Origin of the sequence: Mesorhizobium sp. M1E.F.Ca.ET.045.02.1.1 (assembly GCF_003952485.1) — a bacterium.
In the GTDB taxonomy this organism is placed as follows: domain Bacteria; phylum Pseudomonadota; class Alphaproteobacteria; order Rhizobiales; family Rhizobiaceae; genus Mesorhizobium.
The window spans coordinates 2,437,296-2,457,352 of the sequence record NZ_CP034447.1; the positions used below are offsets into that span (position 1 = coordinate 2,437,296).

Sequence of the window (20,057 nt, forward strand, 5' to 3'; positions counted from 1 at the left end):
AATCCCCAGCGTTTGCGCTGATTTCACGGAAATGAACGGTGAAAATCTTGCCCACCGACAAACGGCAATCTTTCAGTGTCCTGTGTCGAGGAAACTAGGCCGTGAACCCATAAATCAGCCGGGCGGACGACTTGCCGGCGTCCGCTATGCACCGAAAGCGACCAACGTTTGCAGCGCAGCTGAAAGAAGCAATGGGCCACAAGCAGAAGTTAACTCAACTTGCTCGTAAGGGGCGCACATACTGCTCCGGCAGCCCCGCCTTCCGCAGGGCATCAATCAAGTGTTGCTGAGCTTCAGGGCGTGCGTAGTGCAGTACCTGGATCACATTCCGAAGCGATAAATCCGGTTTCACCAGCTTCACCTCGGCGATCACCTCACGTGCACCAGTTAAGTCGCCTAATTGCGCGCGCGCAGCGGCTAGGTACAATAAGCCACTGGAGCGTTGTACAGGGACACTCTCGAGCGCTTCGACTGCGTCAGCATATCGACCGAGGTCAAAGAGCGTCAGGCCGCGAACCGCTGCAAACCAATCGGGCACGAAGGGACCCAAGCCTATGGCGGCATCGATTGTGGCCAACGCATCGGCCGGCCTGCCACTGGCGCGCTGCCAGTTCGCGTAGTCGCCCTTAATCTGTATATCGGCCGGATTGAGTGTCAGCGCCCTGTCAAAATGGAAGCGTGAACGGTCATGGTCGCCTGTCCAAAGGTAGTAGAGCGCTCTTGCCCAATGAGACGTGGCGTCGTTGGTATCTAGTTCCAGCGCTTGTTTCGAAGCGCTCTCAGCCTTGGCCATCTGATCGTCATCGAGCAGAATGACATTGCTCATGGTAAGAGCTATCGCCAGCCAGGCATGGGCAAGTGCAAAATGCGGATCGACGGCAATTGCGCGCTCAAGTAGGGGTACGGCTTCGGCATCACGCTGATGGTCACATAGATCGCGGCCTTGTAACAGACAGTCATAAGCCGACCAGTTAGTAGTTGGTTTTGCACGGGCTTTTGCTGCTTCTGCAGCGTGCATACGGCCCTCCAGCATTGTTACGATTGCGGCCACAACAAGGTCCTGGATAGCGAAGATATCCTGCGCATCGCGATCGTAGCGGTCGGCCCAGATGTGATTGCCGGTTCTGGCATCAACCAGTTGGGCTGTGATGCGTATTCGGCCGCCCAATTTGCGTAGACTACCCTCAACTACATAGGCAACGCCCAGTTCCCGCGCTACTTCGATAGGACTTTTTCCTTTGTTGGCAAAATGAAACGACGCGTGGCGAGCTACTACGGACAGGCCGTGAAAGCGGGCGAGTTCGGTAATGATATCCTCGGTGATCCCGTCGGAAATGTACTGTTGCCCGGGATCACCACTCATGTTGGTAAATGGCAGTACTGCTATGGACGGTTTGATTCGTTCTACCGCTGTTGGTCGCACCGATGTTCCTGAGGGAGCTCCCAGACGATAGACCCGGACCGGCTGGGCGATATTCTTGAGTTGCTGCTCACCCATGTCTTCAAACGAGAGATCAAGGCGACTTCCTACGTTGTCATGAACCATGCCGGTGACTGCAATGCCGCCCGCCGGGGCAAGTCCCTCGATCCGCGCAGCGACGTTCACGCCTTCACCGAAAACATCGCCATCCTCAGCAATCACATCCCCCAAGTTGACGCCAATGCGGAGTTGGATGGCTCGGTCCTCTGGCAGCTCTGCGTTCCGTGCTGCCATATCCTTCTGTAATGCAACTGCGCAGGCCACGGCCTTCACGACGCTGGGGAATTCCGCGAGAAAGCCATCCCCCATAGACTTAAACAGCCGACCTTGGTGCTCGGCGATCCTAGTTTCGATCACTTCGGCGCGGAGGTTCCTCACGACCGTCAGAGTGCCGTCCTCGTCCACGCCCATGAGGCGACTGTAACCGACTACATCGGCTGCAAGGATGGCAGCCAGACGGCGCTGAACGGAGTTCTCCACCACTCGATAGTGCCCCAGTTGGTCACCGGGGCTCCCTTGCAGAGCCTGGTTGATGACAAGATAGCACTGCCGCGCCTGGCCGCAACCAGTGGTCCCAGAGCGAAGTCAGGCTGCTACGCGTCATGTCTGCTAGGGGTCATTCGCGACCGGGTCGAGCCAGTGGCAAGTCCGGCCAAGTCCGCTATGCCGCCGAAAGCGGAAGTAAATTCAAAGCATTAGCGGCAAGGCTATAAGTCTTGGCGGGTTGATGGCGCTGCCCGAGACGTGATTCAAGCTCCAAAACCGGAGCTTCGAATCACGCGCTACGAACTCAGCGATTGCGAATGGACCGCCATCAGACCGTTGCTGCCGAACAAGCCGCGCGGCGTTCGGCGCGTAAATGACCGTCGCGTGCTCAATGGCATCTTTTGGGTCCTGCGTTCAGGTGCCCCTTGGCGCGACCTGCCGGAGAACTACGGTCCCCGCACGACTTGTTACAATCGCTTCGTTCGGTGGCGGCGGGCTGGCGTCTGGGACCGGATCATGGATGCACTGGCGGCCGGTCGTGACGCGGCGGTGCAGATGATCGATACCTCCGTCGTGCGCGTGCACCAGCACGGAGCCTGTATCGCAGACAACACTCAGCAAGATATGGGTCGCTCACGCGGTGGCCTCACCAGCAAGATTCATGCGGTCGTTAACTCCAATGGTCTGCCGGTCCACCTCGCCCTCACGCCGGGTGAGGCGCATGACAATCGGCTGTGTTCGGTCCTTCTCAGCCCCTTGCTTCCAGGAACGATGCTGCTCACGGATCGGGGATACGACGCGGACTGGATCAGGGAGCTTGCCCGTCAGCAAGGCGCATGGGCGAACCTTCCGCCGAAACGCAATCGCAAAGACCCGATTTGCTTCAGCTCGTATCTGTATCGCGCGCGCAACCTGATCGAACGGTTCTTCAACAAGATCAAGCAATGTCGGTGTGTTGCGACCCGATACGACAAACTCGCGGCCAACTACCTGGCCTTCGTCAAGCTCGCATCAATCCGCGTCTGGTTGCGTGCTAATGAGCCCGTGCCCTAGATTCCTGCGCCCACTCGCCGAGTCTTGAACGACTCAGCGCTTCAGCACCTCGACGCCGGGCAGCGGCTTGCCTTCCATCCATTCGAGGAAGGCGCCGCCGGCGGTAGAGACATAGGTAAAATCGTCGGCGACGCCGGCATGGTTGAGCGCCGCCACCGTGTCGCCGCCGCCGGCGACCGAAACCAGCTTGCCTTCCCTGGTGCGGGCAGCGGCGTGCTTCGCCGCCGCTACCGTGGCATGGTCGAAGGGCTCGATCTCGAAGGCGCCGAGCGGGCCGTTCCACACCAGAGTCGCGGCGCGGTCGATCCAGTCGGTGACGCTCTTGACGGTCTTTGCGCCGACATCGAGGATCATGCCATCGGCCGGCACGGCCTCGATAGCGACGGTTTCACTCGCAGCACCCGCCTTGAATTCTTTCGCGACGACGCCGTCGGCGGGCAGGATGATGGCGCAGCCGGCTTCGGCCGCCTCGATCATGATCTGCTTGGCGGTGCCGGCAAGGTCATGCTCGCACAGCGATTTGCCGACATCGGTGCCACGCGCGGCGAGGAAGGTATTGGCCATGCCGCCGCCGATGACCAGCGCATCGACCTTCTTCACCAGATTCATCAGGAGATCGATCTTGGTCGAGACCTTGGCGCCGCCGACAATGGCGACGACCGGCCGCACCGGATTGCCGAGGCCCTTTTCCAGCGCATCGAGCTCGGCCTGCATGGTGCGTCCGGCATAGGCGGGCAGCCGGTGCGCCAGACCTTCGGTCGATGCATGCGCCCGGTGCGCGGCGGAAAAGGCGTCGTTGACATAGATGTCGCCATTGGCGGCGAGCTTTTCGGTGAAGGCCGGCTCGTTCTTCTCCTCGGCCTTGTAGAAGCGGGTGTTTTCCAGGAGCAGCACATCGCCGTCCTTCATGGCCGCGACCGCTTCCGCGGCCTTGTCGCCGATACAGTCGGAGGCGAAACCGACCGGGCGGCCGAGCACCTCGGCCGTCGCCCGGGCGATCGGCTCCAGCGAGAATTCGGCCGACGGGCCGTCCTTGGGCCGGCCGAAATGCGCGAGCAGGATGACCCTGGCGCCTTTGCCGGAGAGCTCGGAAATGGTCGGCGCGATGCGCTCGATGCGCGTGGCGTCGGTCACCTTGCCGTCGGCTACCGGCACATTGAGGTCGACGCGCACCAGGACGCGCTTGCCGCTGACGGCGCCGATATCGTCGAGTGTCTTGAAGCCGGCCATGGTCGTTCCTTTCCCTCGAAAAAACGCGGCGACCTTACCCGGCAGCGGGGACGATGCAAGGTCTGCGTTAGGGCGTGCGCGCAAAAATAATGTCGCAGTGAGACATCAGCTTTCGCTGGTTGCCTTTTGTCCATCTGGTTCGGGCGCCGCCGTGTCGTTTGGCGCGTCCCCGGCGGCCTGCTTTTCCGCCGGTTTGCGCCAGTTGCGAATGAAGGCGGCGACGCGGTCGGCGATCTCGCCGGCGCTCAGGAAAACCGGCACGCGCGCCACCGGCGCGGTCGGCTCGAAGGACAGGCCAAGGCCAGTGATCCTGCCCTTCTCGTCGACATCGCGCACGATCAGCTCGATCGGACCGATCATCACGCGGTCGGCATATTCGGCGTGGCCGCCGAGCCGCTCCGTGACCAGTGCTGCGACGGTGAGCTTCTGCTCGGCCTCGGTGAGACCCGGCGCGTAGGCGGCTTCCAGCTCTCCCGCGGAGCGGGCCGGATCGAGGGCGAATGCGCCGAAGAAGTCCGCATCCTCGGGGTCGACCACGGCGCGGCTGGCGAAGAGCTTGTCGAGCAGGCGCGGATAGCGGTCCGGCACGAAGATGTAGACCTGATCGCCGGCGGTCAGCCGGCCCATGTCCTGGAAGCGCATGGAGCGGCCGTCGCGCAGCACCAGCGACGGCCTCGCCCAGCGCGGGATGCGCTCGCCGCGCGCCACCGGGCTGCCGGGCGCCACGCGATAGGCGAGCAGCTCATGATGCGCTGAGCCCGGAAGTTCGAGCTCGACCTTGTCGAGCGGTCCGAGCCGCGCCGGCACGATCAGGCCGAGGCGGCGCGCCAGCGGACCGACGGTCCAGCCCTGGACCACCAGCGACACAAGCACGATGATGAAGGCGACATTGAAGATCAGACGTCCTTGCTCGAGACCGCCGAGCAGCGGCGTGATGGCAAGCAGGATCGAGACCGCGCCGCGCAGGCCGACCCAGGAGACGAAGGCGACCTCCGGGCGCGGCAGGCGGAACGGGATAAGGCACAGCCAGACGGCTAAAGGCCGCGCCACGAAGATCAGGAACAGGCCCAGCATGATCGCCGGCGCCAGGATCGCCGGGAACTGCGACGGCGTGGCGAACAGGCCGAGGATGAGGAACATGATGATCTGCGCCAGCCACGACATGCCGTCCTGGAAGCGCTTGAGGATGGTGACGGCGCGGATGTCGGAATTGCCGGCGACGAGGCCGGCGAGGTAGACCGCGAGGAAGCCCGAGCCGCCGACGGCGCCGGCTGCGGCGAAGACCATCAGCGAGAGCGTCAGCACGAAGATCGGCAGCAGCCCGTGGTCGAGGTTCAGTCGCTCGACGAGGCGCACGATTGCCATGCCGCCGAGCACGCCGATGACGGCGCCAAGCCCCATATTGATGAGGAAGCCGACTGCCAGATTGATGGCGAGAACGTTCGCCTCCGGGTTGGCGTGAGCCGCAATGATCTCGACCAGAGTGATGGTCAGGAAGATGGCGATCGGGTCGTTGGTGCCGGATTCGACCTCGAGGGTGGAGCGCACGCGCTCGCGCAAATGGATTTCGCCGGCGCGCAGCAGGAAGAACACCGCCGCCGCGTCGGTCGAGGCGACGGCGGCGCCAAGCAGCGAGGATTCCAGCGAGCTGAGATTGAGCAGATAGTAGGCCGCGACGCCGAAAATACCCGTGGTCAGGACCACGCCGACAGTGGCCAGCGACAGCGCCGGTCCGGCAGCCTGGCGCAAGGCGTTGAGCGGCGTGCCGAAACCGGAATCGAACAGGATGACGGCCAGCGCCAGTGAGCCGGCAAAATAAGCCAGGCGCGCATTGTCGAATTCGATGCCCAGCCCATCGACGCCGGTGGCAAGGCCGATGCAGAGAAAGAGGAGCAGCAGGGGCGCGCCGAAGCGAAAGGCGATCAGGCTCGAAAACGCGGCGGCAACGACGAGCGCCGTGCCGACCAGCGTCACAAGATAGATCGCATGCTCCATCCGGAATTGCCCCTCAAATCCGCTCCCTCCCGCTTTACGGCAGAGTGGGGCGAAGACATGACCAGTGCAAGGCGGCGGCGTGGTTTTTTGCCCCATGCCGCTGATATGGAACGAAAACGCCCGGCCGAAGCCGGGCGTTTCACGCGATCAAAAGAAAGCCCGCGTTCAGGCGATGGTCTTGCCGAAGGCGACAGCCGTGTCGCCCATGCGGTTGGAGAAGCCCCATTCGTTGTCGTACCAGGAGAGCACCGAGACGAAGTTGCCGTCCATGACCTTGGTCTGGTCGAGCGCCGCGATCGAGGAGTGCGGATCGTGGTTGAAGTCGATCGACACGTTCGGGTGATGGGTGACCGAGAGCACGCCCTTCAGCTTGCCCTGGGAGGCGGCGATCAGCGCCTCGTTGATCTCCTGCACGGTGGTCGAGCGCTTGGCGATGAACTTGAAGTCGACCACCGAGACGTTCGGGGTCGGCACGCGGATCGAGATGCCGTCGAGCTTGCCCTTGAGGTCGGGCAGCACCAGGCCGATCGCCTTGGCAGCACCGGTCGAGGTCGGGATCTGCGACAGCGCCGCCGCGCGGGCGCGGTAGAGGTCCTTGTGCATGGTGTCCAGCGTCGGCTGGTCGCCGGTGTAGGAGTGGATCGTCGTCATCATGCCCTTTTCGATGCCGACGGTCTCGTGCAGCACGGCGGCCAGCGGCGCCAGGCAGTTGGTGGTGCAGGACGCGTTCGAGATGACGACGTGGTCCTTGGTCAGCTTGTCGTGGTTGATGCCGTAGACGACCGTCAGGTCGGCGCCGTCGGACGGAGCCGAGACGATGACGCGCTTGGCGCCGGCGGTCAGATGCGCGGCGGCCTTGTCGCGGGCGGTGAAGATGCCGGTGCATTCGAGCGCGATGTCGACGCCGAGCTCCTTCCAGGGCAGCTGGGTCGGATCCTTGATGGCGGTGACCTTGAACTTCTCCGCGCCGACGGAGATCTGGTCGCCATCGACCGTCACCTCATGCGGGAAGCGGCCATGCACGCTGTCGTAGCGCAAAAGGTGCGCATTGGTCTCGACCGGGCCGAGGTCATTGACGGCGACGACGTCGATGTCCTTGCGGCCGGATTCGTGGATCGCGCGCAGGATGTTGCGGCCGATGCGGCCAAATCCGTTGATGGCAACTCTGACGGTCATTTTTCTCTCCCTAGGGGGCCGGAAAGCGGATGGGTCCGCAGCTTCATAACGGGGGACGGACAAAGAATCCAGCCGAGGATACCCGAATTTAAATCGATTAGGTTAGCCCAGCTCGACACAACCCATTGAATGATTTCGCCGGACCGGGGCCTTCCTGCTTCCATATGTCGCTCAAAACCGCTGTGCTTTCCAGCGACATGCAGTGACTCACTTGCCGTGCAGGCGCGCTTCCACTGCTTTCGCCGCAGCTTCCGCCGTAATGCCGAAATGCGGATAGAGCTGCTCGATGGTGCCCGAGGCGCCGAAGCCGGTCATGCCGATGAAGATGCCGTCGCTGCCGATGATATGGTCCCAGCCCTGGCGGATGCCGGCCTCGATGGCGACCTTGATCCTGGCGTTGCCGATCGTCTTCCTGCGGTAGTCCTCGCTCTGCTGGTCGAACAGCTCGAAGCAGGGCACCGAGACGACGCGGGTCGGGTGACCGTGCTTCTCGAGCAACTCGCGGGCGCCGAGGGCGACCTCGACCTCAGAACCCGTGGCGAAGATCGTCACAGCCGCCTCGCCGTTTGCCGCGGCGAGCTCATAGGCGCCGGAGGCGCTGAGGTTCTTCTCGTTGAATTCGGTGCGCACGGTCGGCAGGTTCTGGCGGGTCAGCGCCAGGGTCGAGGGCGTCTTTTTGGATTCCAGCGCGAGCTGCCAGCATTCCGCCGTCTCCACCGCGTCGGCCGGGCGGAACACGTTGTGGTTCGGAATGGCGCGCAGCGCCGCCAGATGCTCAACCGGCTGATGGGTCGGGCCGTCCTCGCCGAGGCCGATCGAGTCGTGCGTCATGACGAAGATCGAGCGGATGCCCATCAGCGAGGCAAGGCGCATCGAGGGGCGGGCATAATCGGAAAAGCAGAGGAAGGTGCCGCCATAGGCGATCAGGCCGCCATGCAGCGTCAGGCCGTTGATCGCCGCGGCCATGCCATGCTCGCGGATGCCGTAGTGGACATAGCGCTGGCCGTAGTCGTCGGGCGTGATGTTCTTGGTCTGGCTGGTCTTGGTGTTGTTGGAGCCGGTGAGGTCGGCCGAGCCGCCGATGGTTTCCGGCACCGCGCCGTTGATGACTTCCAGCGCCATTTCCGAGGATTTGCGGGTGGCCACCTTCGGCTTGTCGGCCGAGAGCTTCTTTTTGTAGTCGGCGATCACGGCGTCAAAATTGCCCGGCAGCTTGCCGGCAAGGCGGCGCTCGAATTCGCCCTGCAGCTTGGCGTCGGCCTTGGCGAGCCGGCCTTCCCAGTCGGCGCGTGCCTTGGCGCCGGCCTTGCCGACCGCGCGCCAGGCGTCGAGGATGTCGGCCGGCACCTCGAAGGGCGGCGACTCCCAGTTGAAGAATTTGCGGGCGCCGGCGATTTCCTCGGCGCCGAGCGGCGAGCCATGCGCCTTGTTGGTGCCGGCCTTGGTCGGGGCACCGAAGCCGATGGTCGTCTTGCAGGCGATCATCGTCGGCTTGTCGGAATGGCGGGCGGCTTCGATGGCATAGGCGATCGCTTCCGGATCGGTGCCGTCGATGTGGCTTGCATTCCAGCCGCTGGCCTGGAAGCGGGCGACCTGATCGGTGTTGTCGGCGAGCGAGACCGGACCGTCGATCGAGATGTTGTTGTTGTCCCAGAAGACGATCAGCTTGTTGAGCTTGAGATGACCGGCAAGGGCGATGGCTTCCTGGCTGATGCCTTCCATCAGGCAGCCGTCGCCGGCCAGCACATAGGTGTAATGGTCGACGAGGTCGTTGCCGAACGCAGCATTCATGATGCGCTCGCCGAGCGCGAAGCCGACCGAATTGGCAAGGCCCTGGCCGAGCGGGCCGGTGGTCGTCTCGATGCCGGCGGCATGGCCGTATTCGGGATGGCCCGCGGTCTTCGATCCGAGCTGCCGGAAGTTCTTGATCTGGTCGATCGTCATGTCCTCGTAACCGGTGAGGTAGAGGAGCGAGTAGAGCAGCATCGAGCCGTGGCCGGCCGACAGGATGAAGCGGTCGCGGTCGGCCCAGTGCGGGGCCCTGGCGTCGAATTTCAGGAAGCGGGTGAACAGCACCGTGGCGATGTCGGCGCAGCCCATGGGCAGGCCCGGATGGCCGGAATTCGCCTTCTCGACGGCGTCCATGGAAAGGAAACGGATAGCATTGGCCATCCGGTCATGTTGTTCACGCGAGGTCATGCTTCCTCCGGAAGTGGGTTGGAGCCTTGGGTGAGCCCTTGGGGGAGAGCCCTTGGAAAGGATGCCGCGACACATAGCAGGCGCGGCCCTTGAGTCAACAAATCGGTCGACTTTTGCCGGGCTTGTGAAGGGGTCGGATGCGCTACATTAGCGTTAGCGGGGGACAGTCGCGAGAGCTTTATTGACGCGCGCTTCACCCGGCGCCTAATCTTTCCGACATAACGCGTTCTGAACGCGAGCGATTCGGTGACGGGCAGGGCATAGGACGAAGGCCATGACCGGGGAAACGACCCTTAAAGAAGTCATCGCCAGGCTCGGCAAGGCCATGGAAGGGCTGGAAAGCGCCGTGGCGGCGCGGCTCGAGCATGAGCGCGACTATTCCGAGGCCGAGGCCGAGGTGCAGCGCATGAATGCCGACCGCTCGCGGCTGGCGCAGGAGCTCGACAATTCCGAAGCCCGCGCCGAACGGCTGGAAGATGCCAACAAGGAAGTGTCGCGCCGGCTGGTGACCGCCATGGAAACCATCCGCGCTGTACTCGACAGGTAGTCCAATGGCACAGGTGACGGTTTCCATCGACGGCAAGCAGTACCGGATGGCTTGTGACGAAGGCCAGGAAGAGCATCTGATCGATCTCGCCGAGCGCTTCGACCGCTACGTCATGCACTTGAAGGATTCCTTCGGTGAGATCGGCGACCAGCGGCTGACCGTGATGGCCGGCATCATGGTGATGGACGAGCTCTCGGAGCTCAACAAGCGGGTCAAGGGCATGGAGAGCGAAGTGCTCACGCTGCGCAAGACGCGCGACGAGGCGCTGACCAAGGCCGACAAGAGCGACAGCGTGCTGACCACCGCGCTCGGCGCATTGGCGCAGCGCATGGAAGATCTCGCGACGACGCTGGCGGTGAAGAAGGCTTAAGCCGCTTCGTCCAGTCCCCCACGGAAATTCCTGCTGTCTTTTCCAGGAAAAGACGAAATTTTTCCGCCGCTTCGGTCACGCTTGCAGGCATAAGCCTTTTGAACACAGCCGTCCGGCGGTATAGAAGGCGTAGCCAGGCCGATGGGGTTGGCCCGTCGGCGACATGTCACAGGGTAGGGAGCACGTCATGAGCCTTCGTATCAACGATATCGCGCCGGACTTCACGGCCGAAACCACGCAAGGAACGGTGAATTTCCATCAGTGGATCGGTGACGGCTGGGCGGTGCTTTTCAGCCATCCGAAAGACTTCACGCCGGTCTGCACGACCGAGCTCGGCACGATGGCCGGGCTGGAAGGCGAGTTCAGGAAGCGGAACGTCAAGATCATCGGCATTTCGGTCGATCCGGTATCGAGCCACGAAAAGTGGCATGCCGACATCAAGACCGCGACCGGCCAAACGGTGAACTATCCGCTCATCGGCGACAAGGACCTCAAGGTCGCCAAGCTTTACGAGATGCTGCCGGCGGGCGCCGGCGAGACCTCGGAAGGCCGCACGCCGGCCGATAACGCCACCGTGCGCTCGGTCTACGTCATCGGCCCCGACAAGAAGATCAAGCTGGTGCTGACCTATCCGATGACCACGGGCCGCAACTTCGATGAGATCCTGCGCGTCATCGATTCCGTTCAACTAACGGCCAAGCACCAGGTCGCGACGCCGGCCAACTGGAAACAGGGCGAGGACGTCATCATCACCGCCGCGGTCTCCAACGAGGATGCGATCAAGCGCTTCGGTGCCTATGAGACGGTGCTGCCGTATCTGAGGAAGACCAAGCAGCCTTCGGCAGGCTGATGTTCAGGTGGTCCCGGCCTGCAAATGGCGGCTTCCTGCGCTTCCGGTGCTCACGTACTTTAAGTGCGCTCCGCTCCGGCCTACGCCGGCCGAAGCCCTTATAAGTGTCTCCGCTCTATGAAGGCTACGGCCGGCGTAGGCCGGTTCTCGGAAGCCACCATTTTCGGCTCGGGCTGACCTGAATCTCAACCCGCCATACCAGCCAGTTACGACAACAAAAAAGGCGGCGCTGAAGCGCCGCCTTTTCATATTTCATTTCTGCCTAGCCTTAAGCCGCCGGCTGCGCTTCGATGGTGCGCAGAGCCTGGCTCTGGCGCTTGGCGGCGGCCTTGACCGCGTCCTGCACCTTCTCGAAGGCGCGCACCTCGATCTGGCGCACGCGCTCGCGGCTGATGTCGAACTCGGCCGACAGCTCTTCCAGCGTCAGCGGCTCTTCGGCCAGGCGACGCGCCTCGAAGATGCGCCGCTCGCGCTCGTTGAGCACCGACAGGGCGCCCGACAGCATGGCGCGCCGGCTTTCCAGCTCGTCCTGCTCGATCAGCATTTCTTCCTGGCTTTCGTGGTCGTCGACCAGCCAGTCCTGCCATTCGCCGGACTCACCCTCGCTCGCCCTGATCGGGGCGTTGAGCGAAGCGTCGCCCGACAGGCGGCGGTTCATCGACACCACTTCGGCCTCGGACACGTTGAGGCGCGTGGCGATCTCAGCGATCTGGTCGGGCTTGAGGTCGCCGTCGTCGAGCGCCTGGATTCTGCCCTTCACCTTGCGCAGGTTGAAGAACAGGCGCTTCTGGTTGGCGGTGGTGCCCATTTTGACCAGGCTCCACGAGCGCAGGATGTATTCCTGGATCGAGGCCTTGATCCACCACATGGCATAGGTAGCGAGCCGGAAGCCGCGCTCCGGTTCGAATTTCTTCACAGCCTGCATGAGGCCGACATTGCCTTCCGAGATCACTTCGCCGATCGGCAGGCCGTAGCCGCGATAGCCCATGGCAATCTTGGCGACGAGCCTCAGATGGCTGGTGACGAGCTTGTGCGCAGCCGAAGTGTCCTCATGCTCGGCATAACGCTTGGCGAGCATGTACTCTTCCTGCGGCTGCAGCATCGGAAAGCGGCGGATTTCTTCCAGATAACGGGCGAGACCGCCTTCACCGGAAACGATACTGGGTAATGACTGGGCCATGATAGCGCCCCCTCTCTATTAGAGTGGTGCCCCCTTAACGCGGCGGGCATGTGACGCGAATGCCTAAGGCTCATTCGCGGCAAGCGGTATATATAGGAACAAAACCAGAAAGGACAGCTTTTGTTCAACACGAAACAGTGTGTCACGTTGAAGTGAACAACGCCAGTCAGGTTTTTTGATGGCTGGTTTGAAGCGTCTTGATGACCGGTTCAGAGCTTGCGGAAACCGCAGACGAGTTCCTCCATATCCCTCGGCATCGGCGCCTCGAACCTCATCGTTACATGGGTGGTCGGATGCCGAAATTCAAGGAGCCAGGCGTGGAGCGCCTGCCTGGAAAATGCATTGACCTCTCTTTTCAGCGGTTCCGGCAGCCGGTTGGCCTTGGTCCGGAAGGCCTGGCCGTAGTCCGGATCGCCGATCACGGGATGGCCGATATGCGCCATGTGGACCCTGATCTGGTGGGTGCGGCCGGTCTCCAGCCGGCATTCGACCAGGCTGGCGGTGGTGAAGGCCTTCTGGCCCTCGCCGAAGCGCTCGACCACGGTGAAATGGGTGACGGCGTGGCGGGCGTCGTCGCGGCCTTCGGGAACCACGGCGCGGCGGACCCGGTCAGCGGCGCGGCCGAGCGGGGCGTCGACGGTGCCGGCCGGCCGCTGCGGAATGCCCCAGACCAGCGCCAGATAGGCGCGTTGGAGGTCACCGGTCAGGCCATGGTCGGCGAAGGCCTCCGACAGCGCCTTGTGGGCGCGGTCGGTCTTGGCCGCGACCATGACGCCGCTGGTTTCCTTGTCCAGCCGGTGCACGATGCCCGGCCGCTTGACGCCGCCGATGCCGGAAAGGCTGTCGCCGCAATGATGGATCAACGCGTTGACCAGCGTGCCGGTCCAGTTGCCGGCGCCGGGGTGGACGACCAGCCCCGCCGGCTTGTTGATGACGATCAGCTCGTCGTCCTCGTAAAGGATGTCGAGCTGGATCGCCTCGCCCTGCGGCTCGGCCGGCTCCGGCTCCGGCATGACGACCGAGACACGCTCGCCGGCGGCCATCTTGCGTTTGGTCTCCTCGACCGGTCTGCCGGCGATCGAGACCGCGCCCTGTTTGATCAGCATCTGCACGCGGCTGCGTGAAATGTCGGGACCGAGCTTCGCGGCCAGCCACTGGTCGAGGCGCTGCCCTGCGGCTTCCGCGCCGGCTTCCAATTCCATGGCTTCGCCGCTCGCCAATTCATCCGGTATCAAAATCGAGGCCCTATCAAAATCGGGGTCTCTTCGTTATGAGCGCTCATCGAAACCCGTTGCGGATTGTTTAGCCATGGCCCGGCCCATCGCCGAAGAAGATGAGGAAAAGCCGCTCGATCCCGCGGCCGAGAAAGTGCGCAGGAAGCTCATCCGCTTCATGATCGTCAATCTCGGCCTTCTCTTCCTCGCCCTTATGGTGGTGATCGGGGCGCTTGTCTACAAAGCCCGCAATGCGCCTGGCGCGGGTTCGGCGCCTGCCGGCGACGTCCAGGCTCCGGCCGGGGCGCCGCTCGGCGGCGATATCGTGCTGCCGGTCGGCGCCAAGGTGGTCAGCCAGTCGCTCTCCGGCAACCGACTGTCGATCGATGCCGAGCTCGCCGACGGCAGCCGCGCCATCTTCGTCTACGACATCGCCGAGCGCCGCATGATCGGCCAGTTCGCGATCCGCAACAAATGAGCCCGCAACAAATGAGCGGCTTTGCCGATAACCGCCGCATTGCGACCGTGGCGCTCGTCGTCGGGAACTATGACGAGGCGATCGCCTGGTATGTCGAGCGGCTCGGCTTTGCGCTGACCGACGATGTCGACCTCGGCGGCGGCAAGCGCTGGGTGACGGTCACGCCGGCAGACGGGCAGGGCGCGCGGCTGCTCTTGGCGGAAGCGTCAGACGAAATGCAGGCGAGCCGCATCGGCGACCAGACCGGCGGCCGGGTGTTTCTCTTCCTCGAAACGGACGACTTCGCGCGCGACCACGAGGCGATGCTTGGCAGGGGTGTCGAGTTCCGCGAGGCGCCGCGCCATGAGGCCTATGGCACGGTGGCGGTGTTCGCCGACCTCTACGGCAATCTCTGGGACCTGATCGAGCCGAAACGGCGAGGTTGATTGGGCCATTCGGCATAGTCCGCGAACAAGCTGAAACCCCAGTTGCTTTTTCGCGGCCGTCATCCTATGTAGCCGGTTCTTGAGCGCGCCCATCGTCTAGCGGTCAGGACACCGCCCTCTCACGGCGGTAACAGGGGTTCGATTCCCCTTGGGCGTACCAAGTCTCCCCGTCACTCGGCCTTGCACTGCGTCGCGCATCTCTTCTGGCGTGGCGTTGCCGATTGAATTAGCATTGCGTGATTGTCCTTGGCCAAAGCACCAAGGGTTCCGGCTTCGAACTTGCCCAGCAAAAGAGGCAAGCGAGGCGGCGGGAGGAGCCAATGCAAAAACTGCAATCGCAATGCGTCCATCACATCACGCTGGTCGGCGCCGATCGTCAGACCTCGATCGATTTCTGGGAGGGCGTGCTCGGCATGCCCTTCATCTTCGAGCAACCCAATCTCGATAAGGCGAGCGAAAGCCATCTCTATTTCGATCCCGGCGACGGCCGGCTGATCACCGTCTTCACCGACGAGAGCCGAACGCCGGTCAAGCGGCGGACGCCGACCGATATCGGCTGCGTCCACCACATCGCGTTCTCGGTGTCGCGGGTGACGTTCCTGCAGGCCGTCGCCCGGCTCGACGAGCGCGGCATCAAGCACAGCGGCGTCAAGGACCGCGGCTTCATGGATTCGATCTATTTCGAGGATCCGCTTGGCCTGCTGATCGAGCTTGCCTCCTACCGCTTCGAGCCGCCGGCCGGCTTCGGCCATGCCGACGTGCTGATGGAGGCGCATAAGATCCGCGTCGCGCGCGGCGACTATGCAATCGCCGAAGTGCACCTTGCCGACGCCATCCAGGCGCTGATCGAGCGGTCGCGCGAGACCTTGTCCGAGAACCGGGCGGCGAAAAATCCGTACTGAACAGGTCAGAGGGAGGACCAAGATGGCAAAGGCAGCCACAAAAGGAACCAAGAAGGCCGCGGCCAAGCCGGCGGCGAAGGCAGCCAAGCCGGCGGCGAAGGCCGCGGCAAAGGCGACAACCGCCGCCAAGGTGTCGGCCAAGCCCGCGCCCAAAGCGACGGCAAAGGCCGCGCCTAAGGCAAAGGCCAAGCCTGCCAAGAAACCTGGGATAAAGCTCAGTATGCTGCGGCCCAGCGTCAACAACATGACGGTCCGGGTTTTCGCGCGGGCGGCCGGGCTAGATCCCGCGGAGACCGACGCCTGGGGTCTGACGCGCACGCCAGAATTCCTGGCGCGGAACCCGGCGCATCTGACGCCGATGATCGAGGACAAAGGGCTGCCGCGCGGCGTGCTTTGGGAAAGCTGCGCCATCATGCAGTACCTCTCCAACAAGCACGGGCTGGACAAATTCTATCCAAAGGCGCCGGCCAAGCGGGCAATGGTCGACAGCGCCATGTTCTACCTGATCGGCACGCTCTATCCCTATGTGGCCAGAGCCACCTATCCGGCGCTCGGCTTTCCGCAATATGCCGGCGAGGTCGGCCACAGCGATGCCCACCCCGACAGGAAATCGGAGGCGCAGAAGGCGGCTGCCGCGGCGATCGCCGAACCGCTCGAGGTCTTTCACAGCTTCTTCAGGGACGGCAAGCCGTTCATCGGCGGCAACAATCCGTCGATCGCCGACATCCGCCTGGCGGCAACGCTCGAGTTCCTGGCCGTCATCGACTACGCGCTGCCCGAATGGGCGAAGGACTACATGGCTGCGATCGAAAAGAAGCTCGGCAAGGCCTATGCCGAGCCGGCCGGCGACGTGCGTGGCTACATCGCCCATGTGAAGGCACAGGCCGCGAGCTAGAGAGGTCGCGGGGTTAGGGGTTCGTTAACCAAAGCGCTGTCTAGAGCGTCGGACGTTCAGGTTGAATCGTGAAGGATTGAACGAAGCCGCTAACGCGGCATTTGGCGGATCGGTTTGCGGGTGACGCTTCTGTTTTGAAGGATTGTGGCTGTTGAAGCGCAATCTCGAGAACAGGAGCAATGAGATGGTCGAGTTGAGCCCTCTTCGCCGGCGCATGATCGAGGACATGACGATCCGCAATTTGTCGCCGGCCACCCAGCGATCCTACGTGCATGCGGTGGCGAAGTTTTCGCGCTACTTTGGCCGCTCCCCTGACCGGCTTGGCCTTGAGGACGTGCGCGCCTTCCAGGTGCATCTGGTTCAACGGGGATTTCGTGGCCGGCGCTGAACCAGACGGTGTGCGCACTGCGGTTCTTCTACGGCGTGACGTTGGGCCATGCCGAGATCCCGGAGCGCATTGTCTACGCCCGCTTACCACGCACGCTGCCAGTGGTGTTGAGCGCCGACGAGGTGGTCAGGTTCCTGGAAGCGGTCCCGAGCCTGAAGACGCGCACGGCCCTGACCACAGCCTACGCTGCTGGACTTCGCGCCTCGGAGACCGTCGGCCTAAAGGTCGGCGACATCGACAGCGGTCGCGGCGTCATCCGGATCGAGCATGGCAAGGGCGGCAAGGACCGCACCGTGATGCTGTCGGCGCAGCTTCTGCGCATCCTGCGGATCTACTGGCGGCTGGCGAAGCCGCAGGACTGGCTGTTTCCCGGGCGCGGCGCCGATCGCCCTATCGATGTGCAGGTGCTGTATTCCGCCTGTCGCTCGGCGCGTGCGGCCGCCGGCATCGACAAGCGGGTGACGGTCCACACGCTCAGGCACTCTTTCGCCACGCATCTTCTGGAGAACGGCACCGACATCCGTATCATCCAGGTTCTCCTCGGCCACAACAACCTGTCGAGCACGGCGCGCTACACCAGGGTCTCGAACGGCCTAATCCGGCGCACGACGAGCCCGCTCGACCGGCTGAACGTCGAGGTCGTGCCGCCGGGTTGATCCGGTCCCGCCCATGCCGGCGAGACTGGAGGTGGCGGATATCTTCCGCCGCCATGGCGAGGCGTATCGGCAGGCCCATGACGGCCATCTCGGGCGCGTCGAGCGCCGCACGATGAGCGCGATCGAGCTATGCCGGACCGCCGAACTGGGCGGTCATGTCGAGGGCTGCCGCTCCTGCGGGTCGATTCGCGTGGCCTACAATTCCTGCCGCAACCGGCATTGCCCCAAGTGCCAGAGCCAGGCCTGCCGGGACTGGCTCGCCGCGCGGCAGGACGAGCTGCTGCCGGTGCCCTACTTCCATGTGGTGTTCACGCTGCCGGCCGAGGTCGCCGCGATCGCCTTCCACAACAAGACGGCGCTCTACACGATCCTGTTCAAGGCGGCGGCCGAGACGCTGCGCACGATCGCCGCCGATCCCAGACATCTGGGCGCCGAGATCGGCCTCATCGCAGTGCTGCACAGCTGGGGCCAGACTCTCACCTACCATCCCCATCTGCATTGCATCGTGCCGGGCGGCGGCGTCTCGCCCGACGGCGCACGCTGGATCTCGTGCAGGCCGGGATTCTTTTTACCCGTGCGCGTGCTGTCGCGCCTGTTTCGCCGCCGCTTCCTGGAGGAACTGCGAGTGGCCCATGATGCGGGCCGGCTGGGCTTCTTCGGCGATCTCGCCCACCTGGCAAAGCCCGATGCCTTCGCCCGTTTGCTCGCCGAAGTCCGTCACCTCGAATGGGTCGTCTACGCCAAGCCGCCCTTCGGCGGCCCGCAACAGGTACTGGCTTATCTCGGCCGCTACACCCATCGCGTCGCCATCGCCAATTCCCGGCTGGTCAGCATGGCCGACGATCGCGTCGCGTTCCGCTGGCGGGATTATCGTCATGGCGGCAGGACGAAGGTCATGACGCTCGATGCCGATGAGTTCATCCGCCGCTTCCTCCTGCACACGCTGCCCGACGGCTTCCACCGCATCCGTCATTACGGCTTCCTCGCCAACGGTCATCGCGCCGCCAAGCTCGGCCTGTGCCGCCGACTGCTGGCCAGCCAACAGCAGAACAATCTCGAACCGAGTGCCGAAAGCGCCGCTGTCGCCGCCGGGCGCCTGGCGTTGACGCATCGCTGCCCATGCTGCGGAGGGGCGATGGTCACGCTCGCCACCTGGCGATGCGGGCAGGCGCCGACCCCCTTCTGGAATGACACCTCATGATCACGCCGAGTGCGTCCACATCGTCTGGTTCGGCACCCGTCGCCTTGCGCGCCGGCACCCAGACCTTTGCCCCATCGCACAAAGCCGCAAGCAGCCAGACCAGCGGTAGAGGCCACTGCTACCTGTCTGACGGTTCACGCCATCACGGTTTTGCCTTCCGCCATGCTCTCCATCGCCGTGGTCGAACCGCGAACGCCGTTCATCGGCCTGGCAAAGACAATCCCCACCGCTCCGCAGGGCTACAATCCCCATAGCGCCAGACCGACCCGCGGCTCCGTTCAATCCGGCTTGCAATGAGGTCCGACGTCGTGCCAAGCGGCTCCGTCGAGCCAACGGACCTCACAGAAGCCTCCAGATTGAACGAAGCCGCTAACGCGGCATTTGGCGGATCGGTTTGCGGGTGACGCTTCTGTTTTGAAGGATTGTGGCTGTTGAAGCGCAATCTCGAGAACAGGAGCAATGAGATGGTCGAGTTGAGCCCTCTTCGCCGGCGCATGATCGAGGACATGACGATCCGCAATTTGTCGCCGGCCACCCAGCGATCCTACGTGCATGCGGTGGCGAAGTTTTCGCGCTACTTTGGCCGCTCCCCTGACCGGCTTGGCCTTGAGGACGTGCGCGCCTTCCAGGTGCATCTGGTTTCAACGGGGATTTCGTGGCCGGCGCTGAACCAGACGGTGTGCGCACTGCGGTTCTTCTACGGCGTGACGTTGGGCCATGCCGAGATCCCGGAGCGCATTGTCTACGCCCGCTTACCACGCACGCTGCCAGTGGTGTTGAGCGCCGACGAGGTGGTCAGGTTCCTGGAAGCGGTCCCGAGCCTGAAGACGCGCACGGCCCTGACCACAGCCTACGCTGCTGGACTTCGCGCCTCGGAGACCGTCGGCCTAAAGGTCGGCGACATCGACAGCGGTCGCGGCGTCATCCGGATCGAGCATGGCAAGGGCGGCAAGGACCGCACCGTGATGCTGTCGGCGCAGCTTCTGCGCATCCTGCGGATCTACTGGCGGCTGGCGAAGCCGCAGGACTGGCTGTTTCCCGGGCGCGGCGCCGATCGCCCTATCGATGTGCAGGTGCTGTATTCCGCCTGTCGCTCGGCGCGTGCGGCCGCCGGCATCGACAAGCGGGTGACGGTCCACACGCTCAGGCACTCTTTCGCCACGCATCTTCTGGAGAACGGCACCGACATCCGTATCATCCAGGTTCTCCTCGGCCACAACAACCTGTCGAGCACGGCGCGCTACACCAGGGTCTCGAACGGCCTAATCCGGCGCACGACGAGCCCGCTCGACCGGCTGAACGTCGAGGTCGTGCCGCCGGGTTGATCCGGTC

At 63.6% G+C, this 20,057-nt stretch carries 17 protein-coding genes, 1 tRNA gene and 1 pseudogene; 12 read left to right on the forward strand and 7 right to left on the reverse strand.

All coding sequences use genetic code 11. The features are described from left to right. Positions 1-214: 214 nt before the first annotated feature. Positions 215-1,963, reverse strand: coding sequence for an adenylate/guanylate cyclase domain-containing protein (locus tag EJ070_RS11870; protein WP_126091535.1), 1,749 nt, complete (start codon positions 1,961-1,963; stop codon positions 215-217). A gap of 291 nt (positions 1,964-2,254) precedes the next feature. Here EJ070_RS11870 and EJ070_RS11875 point away from each other — a divergent pair, with 291 nt between their 5' ends. Then, a complete protein-coding gene (locus EJ070_RS11875; RefSeq protein ID WP_126095713.1) occupies positions 2,255-3,019 on the forward strand; it encodes an IS5 family transposase in 765 nt (254 codons plus the stop codon). Positions 3,020-3,052: 33 nt separating this feature from the next. On the opposite strand, the gene EJ070_RS11880 is transcribed toward EJ070_RS11875, so the two are convergent. The 4 genes from EJ070_RS11880 to tkt form a co-directional block, all read right to left on the reverse strand. Further along, a complete protein-coding gene (locus EJ070_RS11880; protein ID WP_126091536.1) occupies positions 3,053-4,249 on the reverse strand; it encodes a phosphoglycerate kinase in 1,197 nt (398 codons plus the stop codon). A 105-nt stretch (positions 4,250-4,354) separates the two neighbouring features. Further along, positions 4,355-6,244, reverse strand: a complete 1,890-nt coding sequence (locus tag EJ070_RS11885; RefSeq protein WP_126091537.1) for a potassium/proton antiporter — start codon at positions 6,242-6,244, stop codon at positions 4,355-4,357. Between the two features lie 165 nt (positions 6,245-6,409). Further along, complete coding sequence (gene gap, locus EJ070_RS11890) at positions 6,410-7,420, reverse strand: type I glyceraldehyde-3-phosphate dehydrogenase (protein ID WP_126091538.1); 1,011 nt, start codon at positions 7,418-7,420, stop codon at positions 6,410-6,412. A gap of 207 nt (positions 7,421-7,627) precedes the next feature. Continuing rightward, positions 7,628-9,619: a transketolase gene (tkt, locus tag EJ070_RS11895; protein ID WP_126091539.1), complete on the reverse strand. Its 1,992-nt coding sequence runs from the start codon at positions 9,617-9,619 to the stop codon at positions 7,628-7,630. 274 nt (positions 9,620-9,893) lie between these two features. Between tkt and EJ070_RS11900 the strand changes: the two genes are divergently transcribed. The 3 genes from EJ070_RS11900 to EJ070_RS11910 all read left to right on the forward strand — a co-directional run bounded on the left by EJ070_RS11900 (position 9,894) and on the right by EJ070_RS11910 (position 11,386). Then, positions 9,894-10,166 (forward strand): DUF4164 domain-containing protein, encoded by a 273-nt coding sequence (locus tag EJ070_RS11900; RefSeq protein ID WP_126087211.1) that lies wholly within the window; start codon positions 9,894-9,896, stop codon positions 10,164-10,166. Between the two features lie 4 nt (positions 10,167-10,170). Then, entirely contained in the window at positions 10,171-10,536 is a 366-nt protein-coding gene (locus tag EJ070_RS11905) for a cell division protein ZapA (protein WP_126091540.1), read from the forward strand. A gap of 187 nt (positions 10,537-10,723) precedes the next feature. Beyond that, positions 10,724-11,386 carry a peroxiredoxin gene (locus tag EJ070_RS11910; protein WP_126091541.1) on the forward strand — a complete coding sequence of 221 codons (663 nt, stop codon included), beginning with the start codon at positions 10,724-10,726 and terminating at the stop codon, positions 11,384-11,386. Positions 11,387-11,654: 268 nt separating this feature from the next. Here the strand turns inward: EJ070_RS11910 and rpoH are convergent, their stop codons facing one another. Together rpoH and EJ070_RS11920 are read right to left on the reverse strand one after the other, a co-directional pair. Beyond that, positions 11,655-12,566 (reverse strand): RNA polymerase sigma factor RpoH, encoded by a 912-nt coding sequence (rpoH, locus tag EJ070_RS11915; protein WP_126091542.1) that lies wholly within the window; start codon positions 12,564-12,566, stop codon positions 11,655-11,657. Between the two features lie 209 nt (positions 12,567-12,775). Then, positions 12,776-13,768, reverse strand: coding sequence for an RluA family pseudouridine synthase (locus EJ070_RS11920; protein ID WP_126091543.1), 993 nt, complete (start codon positions 13,766-13,768; stop codon positions 12,776-12,778). A 106-nt stretch (positions 13,769-13,874) separates the two neighbouring features. On the opposite strand from EJ070_RS11920, the gene EJ070_RS11925 reads away from it, so the two are divergent. The 8 genes and pseudogenes from EJ070_RS11925 (at position 13,875) to EJ070_RS11960 (ending at position 20,050) form a co-directional block, all read left to right on the forward strand. Continuing rightward, positions 13,875-14,258, forward strand: coding sequence for a fimbrial protein (locus EJ070_RS11925; RefSeq protein WP_126091544.1), 384 nt, complete (start codon positions 13,875-13,877; stop codon positions 14,256-14,258). Positions 14,259-14,269: 11 nt separating this feature from the next. Beyond that, positions 14,270-14,683, forward strand: coding sequence for a VOC family protein (locus EJ070_RS11930; RefSeq protein WP_126095714.1), 414 nt, complete (start codon positions 14,270-14,272; stop codon positions 14,681-14,683). A gap of 85 nt (positions 14,684-14,768) precedes the next feature. Then, a tRNA-Glu gene (locus EJ070_RS11935) sits at positions 14,769-14,843 on the forward strand. A 160-nt stretch (positions 14,844-15,003) separates the two neighbouring features. Then, positions 15,004-15,585 (forward strand): VOC family protein, encoded by a 582-nt coding sequence (locus EJ070_RS11940; RefSeq protein WP_126091545.1) that lies wholly within the window; start codon positions 15,004-15,006, stop codon positions 15,583-15,585. Positions 15,586-15,607: 22 nt separating this feature from the next. Continuing rightward, on the forward strand, positions 15,608-16,480 hold the full coding sequence (locus EJ070_RS11945) for a glutathione S-transferase family protein (RefSeq protein WP_126091546.1): 873 nt from the start codon (positions 15,608-15,610) through the stop codon (positions 16,478-16,480). 184 nt (positions 16,481-16,664) lie between these two features. Next, positions 16,665-17,524, forward strand: a pseudogene (locus tag EJ070_RS11950) (site-specific integrase). A 13-nt stretch (positions 17,525-17,537) separates the two neighbouring features. Continuing rightward, positions 17,538-18,725, forward strand: coding sequence for an IS91 family transposase (locus EJ070_RS11955; RefSeq protein ID WP_126091547.1), 1,188 nt, complete (start codon positions 17,538-17,540; stop codon positions 18,723-18,725). A 464-nt stretch (positions 18,726-19,189) separates the two neighbouring features. Then, positions 19,190-20,050 carry a site-specific integrase gene (locus tag EJ070_RS11960; RefSeq protein WP_126094674.1) on the forward strand — a complete coding sequence of 287 codons (861 nt, stop codon included), beginning with the start codon at positions 19,190-19,192 and terminating at the stop codon, positions 20,048-20,050. The last annotated feature ends 7 nt before the right edge of the window (positions 20,051-20,057 follow it).